This window comes from Reichenbachiella sp. (genome assembly GCF_039944555.1).
In the GTDB taxonomy this organism is placed as follows: Bacteria; Bacteroidota; Bacteroidia; order Cytophagales; family Cyclobacteriaceae; genus Reichenbachiella.
Window position 1 is genome coordinate 103,782 of record NZ_JBDUYN010000008.1, and the last position, 16,084, is coordinate 119,865.

At 39.7% G+C, this 16,084-nt stretch carries 16 protein-coding genes; 8 read left to right on the forward strand and 8 right to left on the reverse strand.

Translation table 11 applies throughout. The features are described from left to right. Positions 1–6: 6 nt before the first annotated feature. Together ABJD64_RS14275 and ABJD64_RS14280 are read right to left on the reverse strand one after the other, a co-directional pair. Positions 7–1,848: a hypothetical protein gene (locus ABJD64_RS14275; protein ID WP_348182642.1), complete on the reverse strand. Its 1,842-nt coding sequence runs from the start codon at positions 1,846–1,848 to the stop codon at positions 7–9. An 11-nt stretch (positions 1,849–1,859) separates the two neighbouring features. Beyond that, positions 1,860–2,822 carry a tryptophan 2,3-dioxygenase family protein gene (locus ABJD64_RS14280; protein ID WP_348182644.1) on the reverse strand — a complete coding sequence of 321 codons (963 nt, stop codon included), beginning with the start codon at positions 2,820–2,822 and terminating at the stop codon, positions 1,860–1,862. A 293-nt stretch (positions 2,823–3,115) separates the two neighbouring features. On the opposite strand from ABJD64_RS14280, the gene ABJD64_RS14285 reads away from it, so the two are divergent. Beyond that, the gene (locus ABJD64_RS14285) at positions 3,116–4,303 is read left to right on the forward strand and encodes an acyl-CoA dehydrogenase family protein (RefSeq protein ID WP_348182646.1); all 1,188 of its coding nucleotides are present in this window, start codon (positions 3,116–3,118) and stop codon (positions 4,301–4,303) included. A gap of 52 nt (positions 4,304–4,355) precedes the next feature. Here the strand turns inward: ABJD64_RS14285 and ABJD64_RS14290 are convergent, their stop codons facing one another. The 3 genes from ABJD64_RS14290 to ABJD64_RS14300 form a co-directional block, all read right to left on the reverse strand. Next, entirely contained in the window at positions 4,356–4,751 is a 396-nt protein-coding gene (locus ABJD64_RS14290) for a hypothetical protein (RefSeq protein ID WP_348182648.1), read from the reverse strand. A gap of 280 nt (positions 4,752–5,031) precedes the next feature. Further along, the gene (locus ABJD64_RS14295; RefSeq protein ID WP_348182650.1) at positions 5,032–5,889 is read right to left on the reverse strand and encodes a DUF1571 domain-containing protein; all 858 of its coding nucleotides are present in this window, start codon (positions 5,887–5,889) and stop codon (positions 5,032–5,034) included. Between the two features lie 252 nt (positions 5,890–6,141). Further along, positions 6,142–6,672 carry a DUF2911 domain-containing protein gene (locus tag ABJD64_RS14300; protein WP_348182652.1) on the reverse strand — a complete coding sequence of 177 codons (531 nt, stop codon included), beginning with the start codon at positions 6,670–6,672 and terminating at the stop codon, positions 6,142–6,144. Between the two features lie 187 nt (positions 6,673–6,859). Between ABJD64_RS14300 and ABJD64_RS14305 the strand changes: the two genes are divergently transcribed. Genes ABJD64_RS14305 through ABJD64_RS14315 form a run of 3 tightly spaced genes read left to right on the forward strand, consistent with a single transcriptional unit; the run spans position 6,860 to position 9,746 of the window. Beyond that, positions 6,860–7,522, forward strand: a complete 663-nt coding sequence (locus ABJD64_RS14305) for a DUF4290 domain-containing protein (protein WP_348182654.1) — start codon at positions 6,860–6,862, stop codon at positions 7,520–7,522. After that, positions 7,523–8,827, forward strand: a complete 1,305-nt coding sequence (gene murA, locus ABJD64_RS14310) for a UDP-N-acetylglucosamine 1-carboxyvinyltransferase (protein ID WP_348182656.1) — start codon at positions 7,523–7,525, stop codon at positions 8,825–8,827. 25 nt (positions 8,828–8,852) lie between these two features. Continuing rightward, positions 8,853–9,746, forward strand: a complete 894-nt coding sequence (locus ABJD64_RS14315) for an SdiA-regulated domain-containing protein (protein WP_348182658.1) — start codon at positions 8,853–8,855, stop codon at positions 9,744–9,746. On the opposite strand, the gene ABJD64_RS14320 is transcribed toward ABJD64_RS14315, so the two are convergent. Next, on the reverse strand, positions 9,733–10,617 hold the full coding sequence (locus tag ABJD64_RS14320; RefSeq protein WP_348182660.1) for a glycosyltransferase family 2 protein: 885 nt from the start codon (positions 10,615–10,617) through the stop codon (positions 9,733–9,735). The two genes, ABJD64_RS14315 and ABJD64_RS14320, sit on opposite strands and share 14 nt — an antisense overlap. A gap of 59 nt (positions 10,618–10,676) precedes the next feature. Here ABJD64_RS14320 and ABJD64_RS14325 point away from each other — a divergent pair, with 59 nt between their 5' ends. Genes ABJD64_RS14325 through ABJD64_RS14335 form a run of 3 tightly spaced genes read left to right on the forward strand, consistent with a single transcriptional unit; the run spans position 10,677 to position 14,394 of the window. Next, positions 10,677–11,834, forward strand: a complete 1,158-nt coding sequence (locus ABJD64_RS14325; RefSeq protein WP_348182662.1) for an SAM-dependent methyltransferase — start codon at positions 10,677–10,679, stop codon at positions 11,832–11,834. A 38-nt stretch (positions 11,835–11,872) separates the two neighbouring features. Next, positions 11,873–13,732, forward strand: coding sequence for a sensor histidine kinase (locus ABJD64_RS14330; protein ID WP_348182664.1), 1,860 nt, complete (start codon positions 11,873–11,875; stop codon positions 13,730–13,732). Beyond that, positions 13,732–14,394: a response regulator transcription factor gene (locus ABJD64_RS14335; RefSeq protein WP_348182666.1), complete on the forward strand. Its 663-nt coding sequence runs from the start codon at positions 13,732–13,734 to the stop codon at positions 14,392–14,394. Before ABJD64_RS14330 ends, ABJD64_RS14335 begins: the two co-directional genes overlap by 1 nt. Here ABJD64_RS14335 and ABJD64_RS14340 read toward each other — a convergent pair. Then, positions 14,391–14,951: a DinB family protein gene (locus ABJD64_RS14340; RefSeq protein WP_348182668.1), complete on the reverse strand. Its 561-nt coding sequence runs from the start codon at positions 14,949–14,951 to the stop codon at positions 14,391–14,393. The two genes, ABJD64_RS14335 and ABJD64_RS14340, sit on opposite strands and share 4 nt — an antisense overlap. A 78-nt stretch (positions 14,952–15,029) precedes the next feature. After that, positions 15,030–15,614, reverse strand: coding sequence for a Crp/Fnr family transcriptional regulator (locus tag ABJD64_RS14345; protein WP_348182671.1), 585 nt, complete (start codon positions 15,612–15,614; stop codon positions 15,030–15,032). Positions 15,615–15,746: 132 nt separating this feature from the next. Here ABJD64_RS14345 and ABJD64_RS14350 point away from each other — a divergent pair, with 132 nt between their 5' ends. After that, positions 15,747–15,965, forward strand: coding sequence for a LuxR C-terminal-related transcriptional regulator (locus ABJD64_RS14350; RefSeq protein WP_348182674.1), 219 nt, complete (start codon positions 15,747–15,749; stop codon positions 15,963–15,965). Positions 15,966–16,084: the final 119 nt, after the last annotated feature.

The following is a 16,084-nucleotide window of genomic DNA, read 5'->3' on the forward strand; positions in this document are numbered from 1 at the left end:
GCGGGTTTATCGTGGCGAAGGTATCGGATTCTTAGTCTTTTTAAATCCCAGGTAGCCAATATTTATTCCAAAGAAGATTGGGATATACAGACTGGATTGATTCACATCCGTGAAGTATTGATCGTAAGTAGTGCCACTGTAGAGCGGAGCATAGTCTCTTTTACCTATGCCCACACCAATGTAAAGATCAATTGTCAAACCGGCATTTGCAGGGTCTTTCAGCAATCTGTCTCCGACAAAAACTCCATAGTAATATCTATTCTCTTTCGCTCGAACCTCATGAGTGGCTAAAGTTCCCCCCTCGCTGATATGCGCAGCATGCTTGATAAAATCAGCGCCAATTAGATGTCCAAAGTACAGCATTCCCATTGGTTCATCCTTGCTATAAAATTTATGCCTCAAAACCACACTGGAACCTGTAGCATATAAATCTCCAGTTGAAATGCGATTATGATTTTCGAAAAATGGCTTTCTATGGTAGGTATAAATTAATTCAAACCCCTGTCGTTCCTGCAGGTAGTATTCCACTGCCAAGGGCATAAATCCCAATATCGGGTACAATGGGTTTGATCCGAAAATCACTCCTTTGTACTCATTTACTCTTGAAGTGAAGTAGCGAGATTTTCTGTTTTTGAATTTATATTCGGGCTTGTCATAATCCTCTTTGTTCGCTTGTTCGACAAACGCTTCACTTTTCATAAACACGGGATTATTCTCCCCATAAACGGGAAGATAGGTACCTGCAACTTCGCCGTTCTTTTTATAAAGGGTCCATTCACCAACTCTCCGGCCTTGAGACAAATTCCCCATCATTTTCACATTCCCATTCAGATAGTAACCTTCGTATTTTCCTATGCCGTCTTCATCGAATTGAGCCTGCCCTTCTACATTACCTTCTTCGTCATAATAAGTCCACTGACCATAATTTAGGTCTCCTCTAAAATTGCCCGTAACTTTTAAATTTCCACTGATGTAGTACTCCTTATATTCTCCCGTTCCTTCGTCGAATTCCCCTACACCTTTGATCACTCCACTGTCATAGAACATCTTCCAATAACCATCCTTAGACCCGTTCTTTTGAAGACCTTCAGCACTTTTTGCTCCGTTGGAATAATAGTAAATCCAGTTTCCCAATGTCTGTCCATTTTCATAGCCTCCTTCAGCTGATAATTTTCCATTTTTGTAAAAGTATTTCCAGGGTCCGGTTTTTAATCCTTGCTTATAATAGCCTTCGGCCATTTTTTCTCCTGATTCGAAGTAATGCACCCAAAGACTGTCGCTCTTACCTGATTTATTGAGACCTTCTGTCTTTAACTGACCAGAAACATAATATTCTTTGTACGTACCACTACCATTTCTGAACATCGTCTGAGCCTTCATACCTCCGCCTTCATAATAATATTCCCATGTGCCAGTCCTGATTTCATCATCATATTGTCCCCTACTTTTCAAGCTACCTACCTCATAATAATATGACCATTCTCCTCCCTTTTTTCCATTAGACAGTATCCCCTCCGATCTCAGTTTCCCATTTTCGAAATAATCAGACCAGATTCCAACCGTACGACCATAAAGAAAGGACCCCGACTGCCTGACTCTTCCATTTTCGAAATAATAAGTCCATTGACCCGATGCCTTATTGTTAGTATAATAGCCCTCCGACTTTTTTATTCCTGAAAGATAGTAGGACGTATATGGTCCATTAAGTTGATTTGAAATTGTATCATCTACTGCAAATACCTCCTTTACAACTGTTTTTTCTTGATCATAATAGGTACGCAACACTACCCCCTGTCCCAATAGGGAGGTGCTGATCAACAATAAACCTATGGCAAGAAATTTCTTCAATTAATTCTGTTCTATTTATTAAAAACGGTTTCTTCCACCCAGTTCTTACCCCAATTGTCCTTTTCTTCCTTGCTCCATAATTCAGGAAAGAATATCACTCTTTGAAATCTTGGTGGCAGATACTTTTGCCAGTTTGTACCTCCAGTTGCTGCTATTACTTCTGGATCTCTCTGCAAATACCTAACGGCAGATTTATAATGTGCAAGTCGCCACTGCACATTTGAAAGCTGATCCAATTTTCTTAGGGCCTTTACTATTGTCTCACTCTTATCAGAAGATTTATAATTGCTATTGTATTTCTGCCACACATTGGTGCTTCTGTACTTATCTGATAGTTTTAAAAAATCTCCTGCGTACTTACTTTCAAACTGCTTCAAAGTCAATGTTTTCTTGCCTGTGGCCAACTCGGTAGCTCCTCTTTTCCAGTAAAGGTGATCGTACATCTGTTGCACATTTTCAGTGTCCATTTCTGTCCTCTTATTCTCTTCTACAAGATTGAGCAGGTCAGTGCATGAGATTTCGAACATTCGTATCTGAGCAGACTGAAATCCACTAGCAGGAAGAAGAGACATGCGAAAGTCCAGAAATTGTTTCTGATCCATACCATCTATCATCACATCGAAAGAGTCGACAAGATGCAATAAGTAACGATTGATCCTGTTCACTCTCAACAGAAAACGGTCTGGTTCTACCTCATCCTCAAAAGACAACTGCTCTATTTCATTCAATATCAATTTGAAATAAAGTTCTGTGATTTGGTGATAAATGATAAATATTTTTTCATCTGGAAATTGAGTCTTTGGATTCTGTAGACTTAGCAAAGTATCCAAATGAATATAATCCCAATAGGTCAGATAATCAGCATGCAGCAATCCATCCAAATAAGAAGATAAATCCTGTCCCATGGCTTCATATTTTTCTTCTAGCTGCCGTAGTTGTTCTAGTATTTTTGTATCAAAGTTCGAATTAGTCATGAGGGTATTGTTGTCATTTAATATTGTAAATTTGCGCCTAAATTTGAATAACCTACTAACAACAAAAGTAATTATTAGACAAAGTATACTGAATCTGATGATTATCATAAAAAAATAATCATGCACATGGCTTTCCAGACCATATTTCAAATTTCAGGAGTGCCGATGGTACGATTTTAACCTGTTCGCAAGGTTATTTAAGATTGCACAGGCAAAATTTCATTATTACCCAAAACGGTAATATTTTGAGCCCAGAATGAATGAGTTAACAATTTTAAACAACAGCCCTTCTTATGAAATCTAATTTTTCTGACGAATTCGAATCTCCTGACTTTTACCAAATTGATGATTTATTGACCGAAGAACATCGGATGATCCGAGGTTCAATACGCGATTTTGTAAAAAAAGAAATAACCCCATTTATCGAAGATTGGGCTGAAAGAAACCACTTCGAGTACCCAATGGTCAAGAAATTCGGAGACATTGGGGCCTTCGGTCCTACCATTCCTACTGAATATGGCGGCGGTGGTATGGACTATATCTCATACGGTTTGATCATGCAAGAGATTGAAAGGGGAGACTCTGGGATGCGGTCTACGGCATCAGTCCAGGGATCCCTGGTGATGTACCCGATCTACAAGTTTGGTTCTGAAGAACAACGAAAAAAGTATTTACCTAAACTTGCTTCAGGTGAGTGGTTAGGATGCTTTGGCCTAACAGAACCTGATCATGGTTCCAATCCAAGCGGTATGGTCACCAACTTCAAAGACATGGGCGACCACTATTTGCTCAACGGTGCCAAAATGTGGATTTCAAATGCTCCTAAAGCAGATGTAGCAGTGGTATGGGCAAAAAATGAAGAAGGCAGGATTCATGGTCTTGTAGTAGAAAGAGGCATGGAAGGATTTACCACGCCGGAAACCCATGGCAAATGGTCACTTCGTGCCAGCTGCACTGGTGAGTTGGTCTTTGATAATGTGAAAGTGCCCAAAGAAAATCTGCTACCCAACAAGAGTGGCCTTGGAGCTCCTATGATGTGTTTGGACTCCGCACGATACGGCATTGCATGGGGTGCCATTGGTGCTGCAATGGATTGCTACGACTCAGCAAGGAGATATTCATTGGAAAGAATCCAATTCGACAAGCCGATCGGCTCATTCCAGTTGATTCAAAAGAAACTATCAGAAATGCTAACTGAAATCACAAAAGCGCAATTGCTCAATTGGAAACTTGGCAAAATGTTCGAGGAAGGGAAAGCAACAACACCCATGATATCGATGGCTAAGCGCAATGCTGTTGCCACTGCTTTGGATATAGCACGAGAGGCGCGTCAGATTCACGGAGGCATGGGCATCACAGGCGAGTATCCCATGATGAGACACATGATGAATTTAGAATCTGTGGTAACGTACGAAGGTACTCATGACATTCACTTGTTGATCTTGGGAAATGAAATCACAGGTATTCCGGCATTTAAATAACCAGATTAGGTCAATCACTTTGGAATTATCCTCAAAGTGATTGACTCCCTTTTCAATTCCACGAAACGTGCAAATCAAACGTTTCCTCGCCCTTGGACAAGGCACTCAATATCTCGACCTTCACGTTTTTACAATTGCAGATTTCTGCTGCCCTTTCTATCCATCCGGCAATCCTAAATTCTAACAAACTGTTATTAACCGGCAGTTTAGTACAGCGAATCTTTACGCTTCGATTTGAGCTTTCAACCACCTTCAACTCGCTGGGGCGGTAAAATGTGGACATGATACGTGGTGCTTTCTTAAGAATATACGTTGGTGTCGCGATCATCGCAAAAACCTTGTAAATACCTGTAAGCCCTTGCTCTGCAGCGAATCTGCCCATTTCCCATGCGCCAATTTTTTCGTCTGAAAATATTAATTCACAAACTACCAGAGAAGGTTGTATCATTCCGTCCTGGATTGAACACCAACTTGACACAGATGAGCTTGCCATCAAAACCTTGGTCTCACTTGGAAGTCGACTCTCCCACTTAGCGTAATTTGAGGAATGCTTAATTTTTACAAAATCAACAATACCTTTTAGGATTGACCCCCTGACTTCCATAGATTTCTATTTTTTTTTTTTAGTATGAGGTCAGGCATGGAGCAATACTATACCTATAACTGAATAACAAAAAAAAAATTCGCCTAGGCTATCCAAACACTCGGCGAAAGCCAATTATCGCTCTTTAAAAATCATAGTACTTAAACCCTTCTGAAAATTCCTCAGCGGCTATTTCGGGGTTGACAACCACTTTTGAATATTCGTACAATTCGTATAACCCTTTGTCATCAAATACTTCCATTTTTAGTGGGACAAACTCCGTGGCGTCAATGATGAGATTCAATTTCGGAGAATAATCATTTGGGATCAGAATTGTTTGGCCTGGAATCACATCTTCGTAATTCTTTATTTTAGGATTCTTTTCAAGGATCATGTAGGCGCTGAGTTTATATTTGTCGGCAATATGCTCAATCGTCTCTCCTTCTTCAATCTGGTATTCAATTAATTCGAAGTAGGGATTTACAAATGTAATCGAGTGGCTCATTCTGCCGTCTTGCATCACTTCACCATTATAGACCACCATCTCATCGATCCGGTCTTTGTATTTAATGCAAAGGAATTCAAGAATAGATACCACATGATCAAATCCGGACTGAAAAATAGTATGGTGCTGGTCGTTCCTCATGATTCCATCGTGAGGGTTCAATTTAAGATTGAGCCAGGGAAATCCGTTTGGATTGATTAGTGCCTTATCGTTATTCAATCCTTGTACATAGAGAACTTCCATACCGTCATTTGGATAGGTCTGTCTTAAATAGACGGCATAGGGACTCTTCTGCATTTTGGTAAAGGAAACCTGCTTAATAATCTTACCTTTTATTCTCTCTTGTTTGGTAATCGTATAAGTGAGCGTTTGGATGTCTGCTGTTCTGCCAAACATTTCTCTGGCAATTTCATAGCCTGATGGGTTGTCACCCATCATAAAAAAAGAGCTACATATAGTGCACAGAAGAATGAGAATTGAGAAGCCAGTCTTTGTCATGAGTATTTGTTATATCGTTTGGGAAATCCGGCGTGTCCAAATTTATTAAGTGCACAAGCTAAATAATTATTATATTATCTTGGCGCAGAGAGGATGAAAACAAAACAGGCCTCGCTGATGCGAAACCTGTTTCATTTTTAACTGTTTTTGACCATTGGGGTTCAGAGGCGTCTCCTCTGACCTCATTATATTATGAGTATACAGATAAGATGCACCCTAAGGTCAAAAAGTTGCACAACAACGGCGTAAATTTTAAATTTTTATCGGAACCACCACTTTTGTAAAGTCCCAGACCATGGCTAACTCGACTCCAGAATCATTTGACGTCAGCTCGATAAGAAATTGCTCGGTACATGAATCAGCCTTCTGTACGGGTACGGTAACCTTCGCAATGTCAAGGGTATAATCCGGCTCCCAATACCCCCATTTTTCTGTCTCTGAATTTAGCACAACGTCCCATTCGCTTTCTCGAGGAATTGTGTAAATCCTATAGCTCCCGGCCCTGATAATGTTAGCCCCAAATGTAAAGTCGTTGGAAAATGTAATTATTGTAGGTTCATTTGCTCCGGTACGCCAATAGGTGTCGTATGGCAACAATTCTCCAAATATCTCCCGACCTTTCTTATAGGGTCTACAGTAATCTACCTTGATATTATAATTTTCAGTTTTCAATTCAGCAGTTGCGGCAGGGCTATGCTTCTTTGTAGTAGCAATTTGGTATATGACTATTGCCGCAAATATGATCACAGCTGCTCCTACTACCCAGAGTATTTTTTTTATCATTAGTTCGTTTAATTAAGGAATAGATAGGAATAGTACTCTAAATGTCGACCCGGAGTTTCGAAAGATGATAAATATGTGGTTCAATTGACTATTAGACCGTATATAGATTGAAAAATAAAACCAATGCCTATATTATATTAATTAAAGGGTTAATTTTGAACCTTGCAAAAAGAGCAAATCACATCTCATGATAGAATACAATACAATTAGAGAGCGCGTCACGCTGAAAGAATACGGAAGAAACGTACAAGACCTGGTTGCCCATCTGGCCACAATAGAAGACAAGGAAGAAAGATCAAAAAAGGCCGCTACTTTGGTCGAATTGATGAAACAAATCAACCCAGCCATGCAGAATACGCCTGAAGTAGAGCAAAAGCTTTGGGACGACCTTCACATTATATCCAAATTCACTGTAGAAATTGACGGCCCTTTTCCTACACCGAGTATAGAAATATTGGAAAAAAAGCCTGAAAAAATGAGCTATCTCACCAATGAGATTACTTTTAGGCACTTTGGCAGAAATATCGAGCTTTTGGTAGACAAGGCGATCACACTAGAGGATCCCGAAGAGCAGGAAGCAGCCATCATTCATGTTGGCAAACTGATGAAAACATTTATCTATTCATACAATAGAGACAATATTGAAGATGATGTTGTTTATCTAAATATCCGCAAGCTGTCTAAAAACAAACTGGACATAGATATGGAGAAAGTGAAAGCAGGTAATCTGTTTGAACCTATTCGAAAGGAAAGACGTAGTGATCGTGATAACAGCGGAGATCGAAGCGAAAGAAACGATCGAAATAGAAATAGAAATAAACGAAACAGCAATCACAAAAGAAGAAGATAAATGGCTTCATTCCGGGTCGTTGGAGGGCATCCTCTGAAAGGCGAAATTACCCCTCAAGGCGCCAAAAACGAATCGCTTCAAATCTTATCCGCAATACTCCTCACCAAAGAAGTAGTTACTATTCATAAGATTCCTAATATCAGGGATGTCAATAAGCTAATCGAGCTGCTTGAAGAAATGGGTGTGAAAGTCACAAAGCTTGGAGAAGAGTCCTACTCGTTTCAAGCCGATGATGTGGATACGCATTTTCTTGAAACTGAGAAGTATAAGCAAATGGCCAGCTCACTGCGGGGATCAATAATGATCCTCGGCCCCATGCTAGCCAGGTTCAAAAAAGGTAAAATCCCACAACCTGGAGGAGACAAGATAGGCCGACGTAGATTGGACACTCATTTCGACGGCTTTCAGAAGCTGGGAGCTAAATTCAAATACGAAAAGAAGACCAACTACTATAACATCGATGCCTCGCATCTAAAAGGCGCTTATATGCTCCTTGATGAAGCCTCGGTGACAGGTACTGCTAACATTTTGATGGCCGCATCACTCGCGAGCGGCACTACCACTATTTATAATGCCGCCTGCGAACCATATATACAGCAGCTTTGTAAAATGCTCAATAGAATGGGTGCCAAGATCAGCGGCATTGGCTCTAATCTTTTGAAAATCGAAGGAGTTGAAGAATTGGGTGGTACAGAACACACCATGCTTCCGGACATGATCGAAATAGGTAGTTTTATCGGACTAGCTGCTATGACCCAGTCTGATCTAACAATCAAAAATGCCGGTATCGAACACCTGGGTATTATTCCCGATATTTTTAGAAGGTTAGGAATAAAAATGGATTTCCAGGGAGATGATATACACATACCGGCTCAGGATCACTACGAAATAGAGACGTTCATCGATGGTTCTATCATGACAGTGGCTGATGCTATTTGGCCTGGTTTTACTCCAGATCTGTTGAGTGTTGTGCTAGTTACTGCTACTCAAGCAAAAGGCACCGTGCTTGTCCATCAGAAAATGTTTGAAAGCAGGCTTTTCTTTGTCGATAAATTGATCGATATGGGTGCACAAATTATTCTTTGCGACCCTCACCGGGCGACTGTGATCGGATTGAATAAATCGACACCATTACGAGGAATTCAGATGACTTCTCCCGATATTAGAGCTGGTGTTTCTCTTCTTATAGCAGCCATGTCTGCGGAAGGAGAAAGTTTGATTCACAATGTGGAGCAAATCGATAGGGGATACCAAAATATTGACCAGCGGTTGAATGCTATTGGGGCTATGATTGAAAGGGTTTAGATAATTAAATCTTCAGTAGCATAACATGAGAACATTAATTCTAAGCCTGGTACTCTTACTAAGCTGTCATTTGGTCGATACCCAAAAGGGCGATACCTCCTATCCTTCGCTCAAATTGAAATCGGTACATCAACTCATCATGACCGATACGCTCAATTTCGACTTCAGTGGTATTGTGCAAAAGGATGATTCCATTTTTGTAGTGGCAGACAAACCATGGAATACCTATATTTATTCAATTGCTTTTAATCAAGACGGATGGTTTGTTGATGCTCAGAGGGCCATTACCAGTACGGAAAAATTTGATCTGGAAGCCATTGATTTCTCCGATGGTAATTTCTACCTAGCAAATGAATATACAGGTTCGGTGAATCTTCTTGTTCCTGGAGCTACAGAAATTCAGCCAATACCAATCAATTTCGATGCTCATGGATTGGCCCCAGGTACGTGGAAAAATGCCGGATGGGAAGGACTAGCTATAGATGCTACAAAAAAAACCATGTATTTGACCAAAGAACGCCAGCCGAGGTTCATCATTGCTGTAGACATGGCGACCTGGACTATCAAAGAGCAGTTTGACATTCCGCAAACTGAAAGCAATGACTTCTCAGACGCCAAGTTTCATAAAGGACACCTCTACCTATTAGAACGAAACGGCAACTATGTCACCAAGATAAATCCAAAGACTAAAAAAGTACTTGCCAAGTATCACTACAGACATATTGCCAGTCACCCTAAGGGCAAGCTGTACGAACCTGAAAAATATGGCATGGCAGAGGCACTGCTTCTTACTGAAAATGAGATTTGGATAGGTATTGACAACAACGGGTTGGATGTATCAGACTATGCCCAGCAGGCCTATCGATTAAAAGCCAAAGCCCCGGCCATTTTAAAATTTGAAAGACCTAAGGACTTTTAAAAAAAAGCCTGGCATAATGCTTTGCATGTCTAAAGAAAAGTTTGGGGCTCACCTGACAACTTCTAAGCAACCAAATTACGAACCGATAGTCGCCACTTTTTAATGCCACCATTGCCATTTTGAGCCAGCAGAGGCTTTTCATTGACTTACTCGTTGAATAATTCCTGTATACTGAATGATAAAATTTTATTTTAGAAGCAAATGAAGCCTGCAACGAAGCACTTCTTTCATGAAGATGATATCTGCTCCCTATGAAATTCACCTTTTTAAATTTCAAACCTTTTTGAGCCAGTGCCAGCCAAAAGAGCATATCCTCTCCATAGTCATATTCAGACAAAAACCTCGTACCTCCTATGGCCTCACATCTGATCAAAAATGAATGTACCTGGGGATGATATAGAAAGATATGTTCTGCAGGCCGATCTTCCATTTGATAGAGGTGGTCAATAGAGTCATTTTGCTGATGGTTGTAAGTATTTATCTTATTGTCCGGTAGATGAGCACCTACTACCTCAACTCTACAAGAAACCAAATCTATTTCTTCTTTTTCGATCACCTCAATCGACTGCTTCAACATATTTGGCAATAGTACGTCGTCGTCGTCCAAAAACAAGATATAATCCCCTTTAGCATTTTCCAGACCAATATTCCGACAAGTAGGAACGCCCGAATTGGACATATTCCTTTTTAAGTGAACCCGAGAACTAAGGCTGGATATAGCATCAATTTGGTTTTGGCTTTCAGGATCTGAAGCATCGTCAATAATAATAATTTCTAAATCTTCCAGTCTCTGATCCAATACTGAGTTCACAGCCTCCTTCAACTGTTCGGGGCGATTGTAAGTTGGAATGATAACGGATAATTTAGTCATGAATCTGGATTGCTCGTTCAAAAAAAGGCAAAAAAAGGAGAACCTGTTACTTTTGTAGCATGAATAGTATCAGAGAGTTTTCAGAAAAGATAAATGAGGCGTTGAAAACACAACAATTGGTAAAACTCACATTGAGTAAACCAGTTTATAAATCAAATGGACTTCAAAAAATATTTATCCGACTTGTCGAGATAAAAGGTGACGAAAAACTTTCTTTCAATAACAGATACAAAACCAAGGATATAACCAAAAACTATGATCGGACAGACGGTCTGATTGAAATTGAATCCTTACTTACTGAAAAATTCAAAAATGCGACTCTAATTACCAATCAAATCACCTATCAACTTCTTCAAAATAAGAAAGGTAAGGTAACGATCACAGCATCAGAATCAACTCAGGTGACAAGTTCGATTAATCATGACAAAGAGAAAAATAAGCGAGCCCCACTGGCCGCTCTCTATCTTCATGAACTCGGCATTACCAATTCTGATGGCGAACTCATTCCCAAGATGGCAGATAAGTACCGTCAGATCAACAAATACCTGGAGATCATGGACAACCTTATTACCTCAGGCATTCAAAAACCAGAGTTAAATTTGGTCGACATGGGGTCGGGCAAAGGTTACCTGACATTCGCGTTGTATGACTTCTTGTGGCGCATCAAAGGACTTTCGGTAAGAATTACTGGTATTGAGTTGAGGCAGGAGCTGGTTGATTTTTGCAATGAGAAAGCCATGAAATGCGGATTTGAAAAATTGCAATTCATTAACCAGAGAATCGAAGAATATGACAACAATGATATTGATATCTTGATTGCCCTTCATGCCTGTGATACGGCGACAGATGATGCCCTGGCTAAAGCTATAATGGCTAAAGCTCATTTGATAGTCTGCGCCCCTTGCTGTCACAAACAAGTACGTCAGCAGGTAAAAGGTAAATCTCAGGAAAATCCGTTATTAAAATATGGCATCTTTCAAGAGCGCCATTTTGAAATGGTAACTGACACAATTCGAGCCCTAATTCTTGAACAACACGGATACCAATCCAAAGTTTTCGAGTTCGTATCCAACGAGCACACACGAAAAAACATCATGCTTGTAGGATCCAAGTCATCCAAAATTGATCATGAGCAAGCGTCAGAAAAGATAGCAGCTTTAAAAAAAGAATATCACATTGACTACCAATATTTAGAGCAATTGGTTAATTTAAAATAATAACGGATCAACCAGCAAAGTCCGAATTATTGCCAAACTTGAAAAGTACCAAGGCCATGTTTGCTCCATCATTGACTAGGCCATCTCATCCGAGTAGATTGAGATGTCTTGTAATACTCGTCTGTCTTCTCCTCACTTCATTCCGACACTACGGGCAAAGTCTTGAAAGTCTAACCCAGTACATTGAAACCTGTGAGACCAAAACATGTCTGGATACCTTGAGGACTTTGGATTTACAAGCTTACCTAAATGAAATAACGCTGAGTAAGAAACTGCTAAAAGTTGCACTTAAGAAGGCGAAATCAATTGAACATAGCAAATTGCTACCAGTGATAAACACAGAACTCGCCAGGCTATTTTACTACCAAGGCGAGATTGATTCAAGTTTTTATTATCGGATTGAAGGTATAAAGCAATTTGAAGCAATGAACGAATTATCACTGGCAGGCCGTGAATATGCAGAGCTAGGGTATCAATACAAGAGAATTAATCTGGAAAAAGGGTTCAAGTATATGCGCCTAGGAGTAAATATGCTTGAAGAAATCAATGACACTATTGGTCTTGCTAATACTTATAACAATTACGGCGTACTCTTCGAAATGAAGCACAAAATGGATAGTGCGCTGTACTATTATCGGTCTAGTCTAGAATTGAAAGAACACCTCGATGACTCCCTGGGTATACCTTACAGTCTGGAGAACATAGCGCTGATTCAGCTACTAAATAATGAATACAATCGAGCGGAGTCAAATCTAAAAAAGGCGCTCAAATACAGAGTGGCTCTAAATGATCAACAAGGTCTACTTGGCAACTATATTAATTTGGCTGAACTCTATCAATATAAAAATGAACTACGAACCTCAATTTCATACTTTCAAAAAGCACTAGATAAGGAGAATGAAATAAGTCAGCCCTATGCCGCTCAATATTGCTATGAAAAACTAACTGGGGTTTATCGAAAACAAGGAAACTACCAATTGGCACTCGACTCACATATCAATTATACAGCCATCAAAGACAGCCTCTCCACTGAGCAAAATGTAAAAAATGTAGAAAGGCTAACCATTCAGTATGAAACAGAGAAAAAGGAACAAGAAATAGAATTACTCTCTGTTGAGAATCAACTGAAAATTGCAGAAGTCAAAAATGCCAATAATAGATTCTACGCTTCTCTCGGAGGAATTGGCCTGATTGTATTGAGTGTATTCCTATTATTCAATAGATATCAGCACCAGCAGCGCGCACTTTTGGCTGAGGAAAGATCACATAGCCAGAAACTTGGTTTTAAATCCTTGATCGAAGGTGAGGAAAAGGAGCGAAAACGAATTGCGCAGGAATTGCACGATGGCCTTGGACAATTATTATCCACAGCCAGACTCAATATTTCAGCCATAGAAGACCATGTCGAGTCACTAGTCGTAAAACAATGGGAGAATTCGGTCAAACTGATCGACCAGGCCGTAACTGAGGTAAGACACATTTCTCATAACATGATGCCTAATGCTTTGATTTCAATTGGACTCGAAGCCGCTATTAAGGAACAAATTCACATTATTAACGACGCGGGAAAAGTTCGGGTACACGCTGAAATGCCTGCTGAAAAAATCAATCTGCCTGAAAGCGAGGCCATCGCACTCTACCGCGTCATTCAGGAAGTGCTCAACAACGCGTTGAAATATGCTGAGGCAGAAAATATTTGGCTAAAAATCAAAAGCAAGGACCAAATTCAAGTTTATATAAAAGACGATGGGAAGGGCTTCGATAAAAATCTGTTAAGTAAAACAAGCGGTATTGGATGGAGAAATATTGAGTCAAGAATGGAAATTCTCAATGGAAAACTAGACATTCAGACGGAATTGGGTAAAGGATCTGAAATTTCTTTGAAACTTGCTATCTAATGGATCAAAAAGAAAAGTACAATATTTTAATAGTCGACGATCATCAGATGTTCATTGATGGCATTCAGTCATTGTTAATCGGACAGGACAAATACGGCATTAGCCATGAAGCCAACAATGGCAACGATGCACTCGAAATACTAAAAAATGATGCGCATAATATTGACATTGTTATTTCAGACTTGAGCATGCCTGAAATGCCAGGGTCAGAACTTGTGAAGATTGTAAAAGAGAAATACCACGAAATCAAGGTGCTTGTACTGTCCATGCACAACAACAGGGAGACGGTTAGTGAAATTTTAATGTCTGAAGCCGAGGGCTACATCTTGAAAAATACAGGAAAAAAAGAACTAGTAATAGCTTTGGACCGCATCACAGAAGGCAGTACGTTTTACAGCAAAGAGGTAATGTCAATCATGCTGGAAAAAGTCCAAAAAGAAAGGAGAATCAGTGAAGAGACAAAGCACCTCACAGATAGGGAATTGGAAATTCTTCAGCTCATTGTTCAGGAGTTTTCCAGCGAAGAAATTGCTAACCAGCTATTTATCAGTAGGCGTACTGTAGACACCCATCGCAAACATATTTTAAAGAAGACCGCCTCGAAAACTATCGTTGGTCTCATTAAATTTGCCTTCAGAAACGAGCTAGTGACCTTAGCTTAGGACACTACTTCTAGTTGTTGCAACACACGCTGAGCCTGGATGATGTGGCGCTGATTGTGACCAATCAAAAACCTAAAAGCGTCCCCCAGTTTAAAAGTAACAATCGGACCAATAGCCGATGTTATTTTAATCTTGTTCAGATCCAATGCTTTACTTTTTTCCAATGCATCAATGAGCTTTTCCTGATCTTCAATGAATTTAGCTAGTGTATCATATTGCACATTGACCTCAGGAATAAACTTTCTCATCGTTTTCATAGGTGATGGAATAGTACCATCTTCCCTCGGTTTGATCATTTTGACAAAATAGTTACCGATCCAACCTGGCTTGAACTTTGGGTTATCACTGGTAATAGCGTCCTCCAATTTTTTATCGAACTGGCCTATATAATGAGCATCCGCAATATTGAGATGCTCGATGCACTCTAATACACTCCATTGTTCTTGAGTAGGTTTATAATTCAATTCTTCTTTGCTCAGTGATTCAAAAGCTTTAGCCTCATCCTTTACTTGTTGGGTATCCCTGATGAGCGAGTTGAGTAGATCTAATTTATCCATTGTGAGTTCCTTTTTTTTTGTAAAAGTAGAGATTGTCGAAATACAAAAAATTGATCTATATCAAGAAAGGTAATGGAGCTATTCCTTCCCGATTCTTTGCCTTCGCATTCTACTGAAGGTCTCCGGTGTCATGCCCACATAGGAAGCAAGGTACTTTTGAGGAACCAGCTGAAAAATATGTGGGCTTTGATTGAATAATCGATCAAAACGCTCTTCAGCCGAAAAACTTCTAACCTCAACCTGTCGCCTGCCCATACCAATCAGTGCCTGTGCATTAAATATTCTTCCCCAGCGTTCCAATGACTTATATCGATCAAACATTTCCATTAGGTCTGCAAAACCTATTCTCAGTAGTTCGACCTGTGATATAGTTTGGATATTCCAGTCTGTAGGCTTTTGGTCCAGAAAAGAGTCATATGCACCAGAAAAATCACCATTGTAAGAAAATCCCACACTCACATCCACTCCTTTATTGAGCACGTAAGCCCTCATTACACCATCGTGGACGAAATAAAAATATTTTTCAGTCTGCCCGACCTGTATAATATGTTGGCCCTTTTCAATAACTCTTGTATCCCAACGAGATGAAAAGTCTTCCCATTCTTGGTCGGTCAATTTCGAAAGGCTATTGACTTTATTTCTTAAATGTGTAAGTGCATCCATACTTCAGTAAAAGTAAATCGATTTGAAATGATAGTCATTTCGATTCTGATTTCTTTAAATATCCCTACCAATACGGATTGAATTTGGCCACTTATACGACTTTATTTGGAGGATTCGACACAAACCCAGGCTATGGATTTATCCCAACGAGAAAAAGAGATACTAAAACTGATTGTTAGAGAACGTTCTTCTTTGGACATTGCCCATGAATTAAAGATTAGCATTAGAACGGTAGATACACATCGAAAAAACATAGCCAAAAAACTCAAAACAAAGTCACTTATCGGATTGACAAAATATGCCATACGCGAAGGAATGGTAGATGGGTTTCTATATTCTGGCAAGAAGTAGACACAAAATACCTAATAGTAGGTATTCCCTCGATTTGAGTTAATACCTATTATTACTTAATCAAATTTTAATGAGGTATGAAAATCGTAAAACTAGTATTTTCAATCCTTCTGTATATC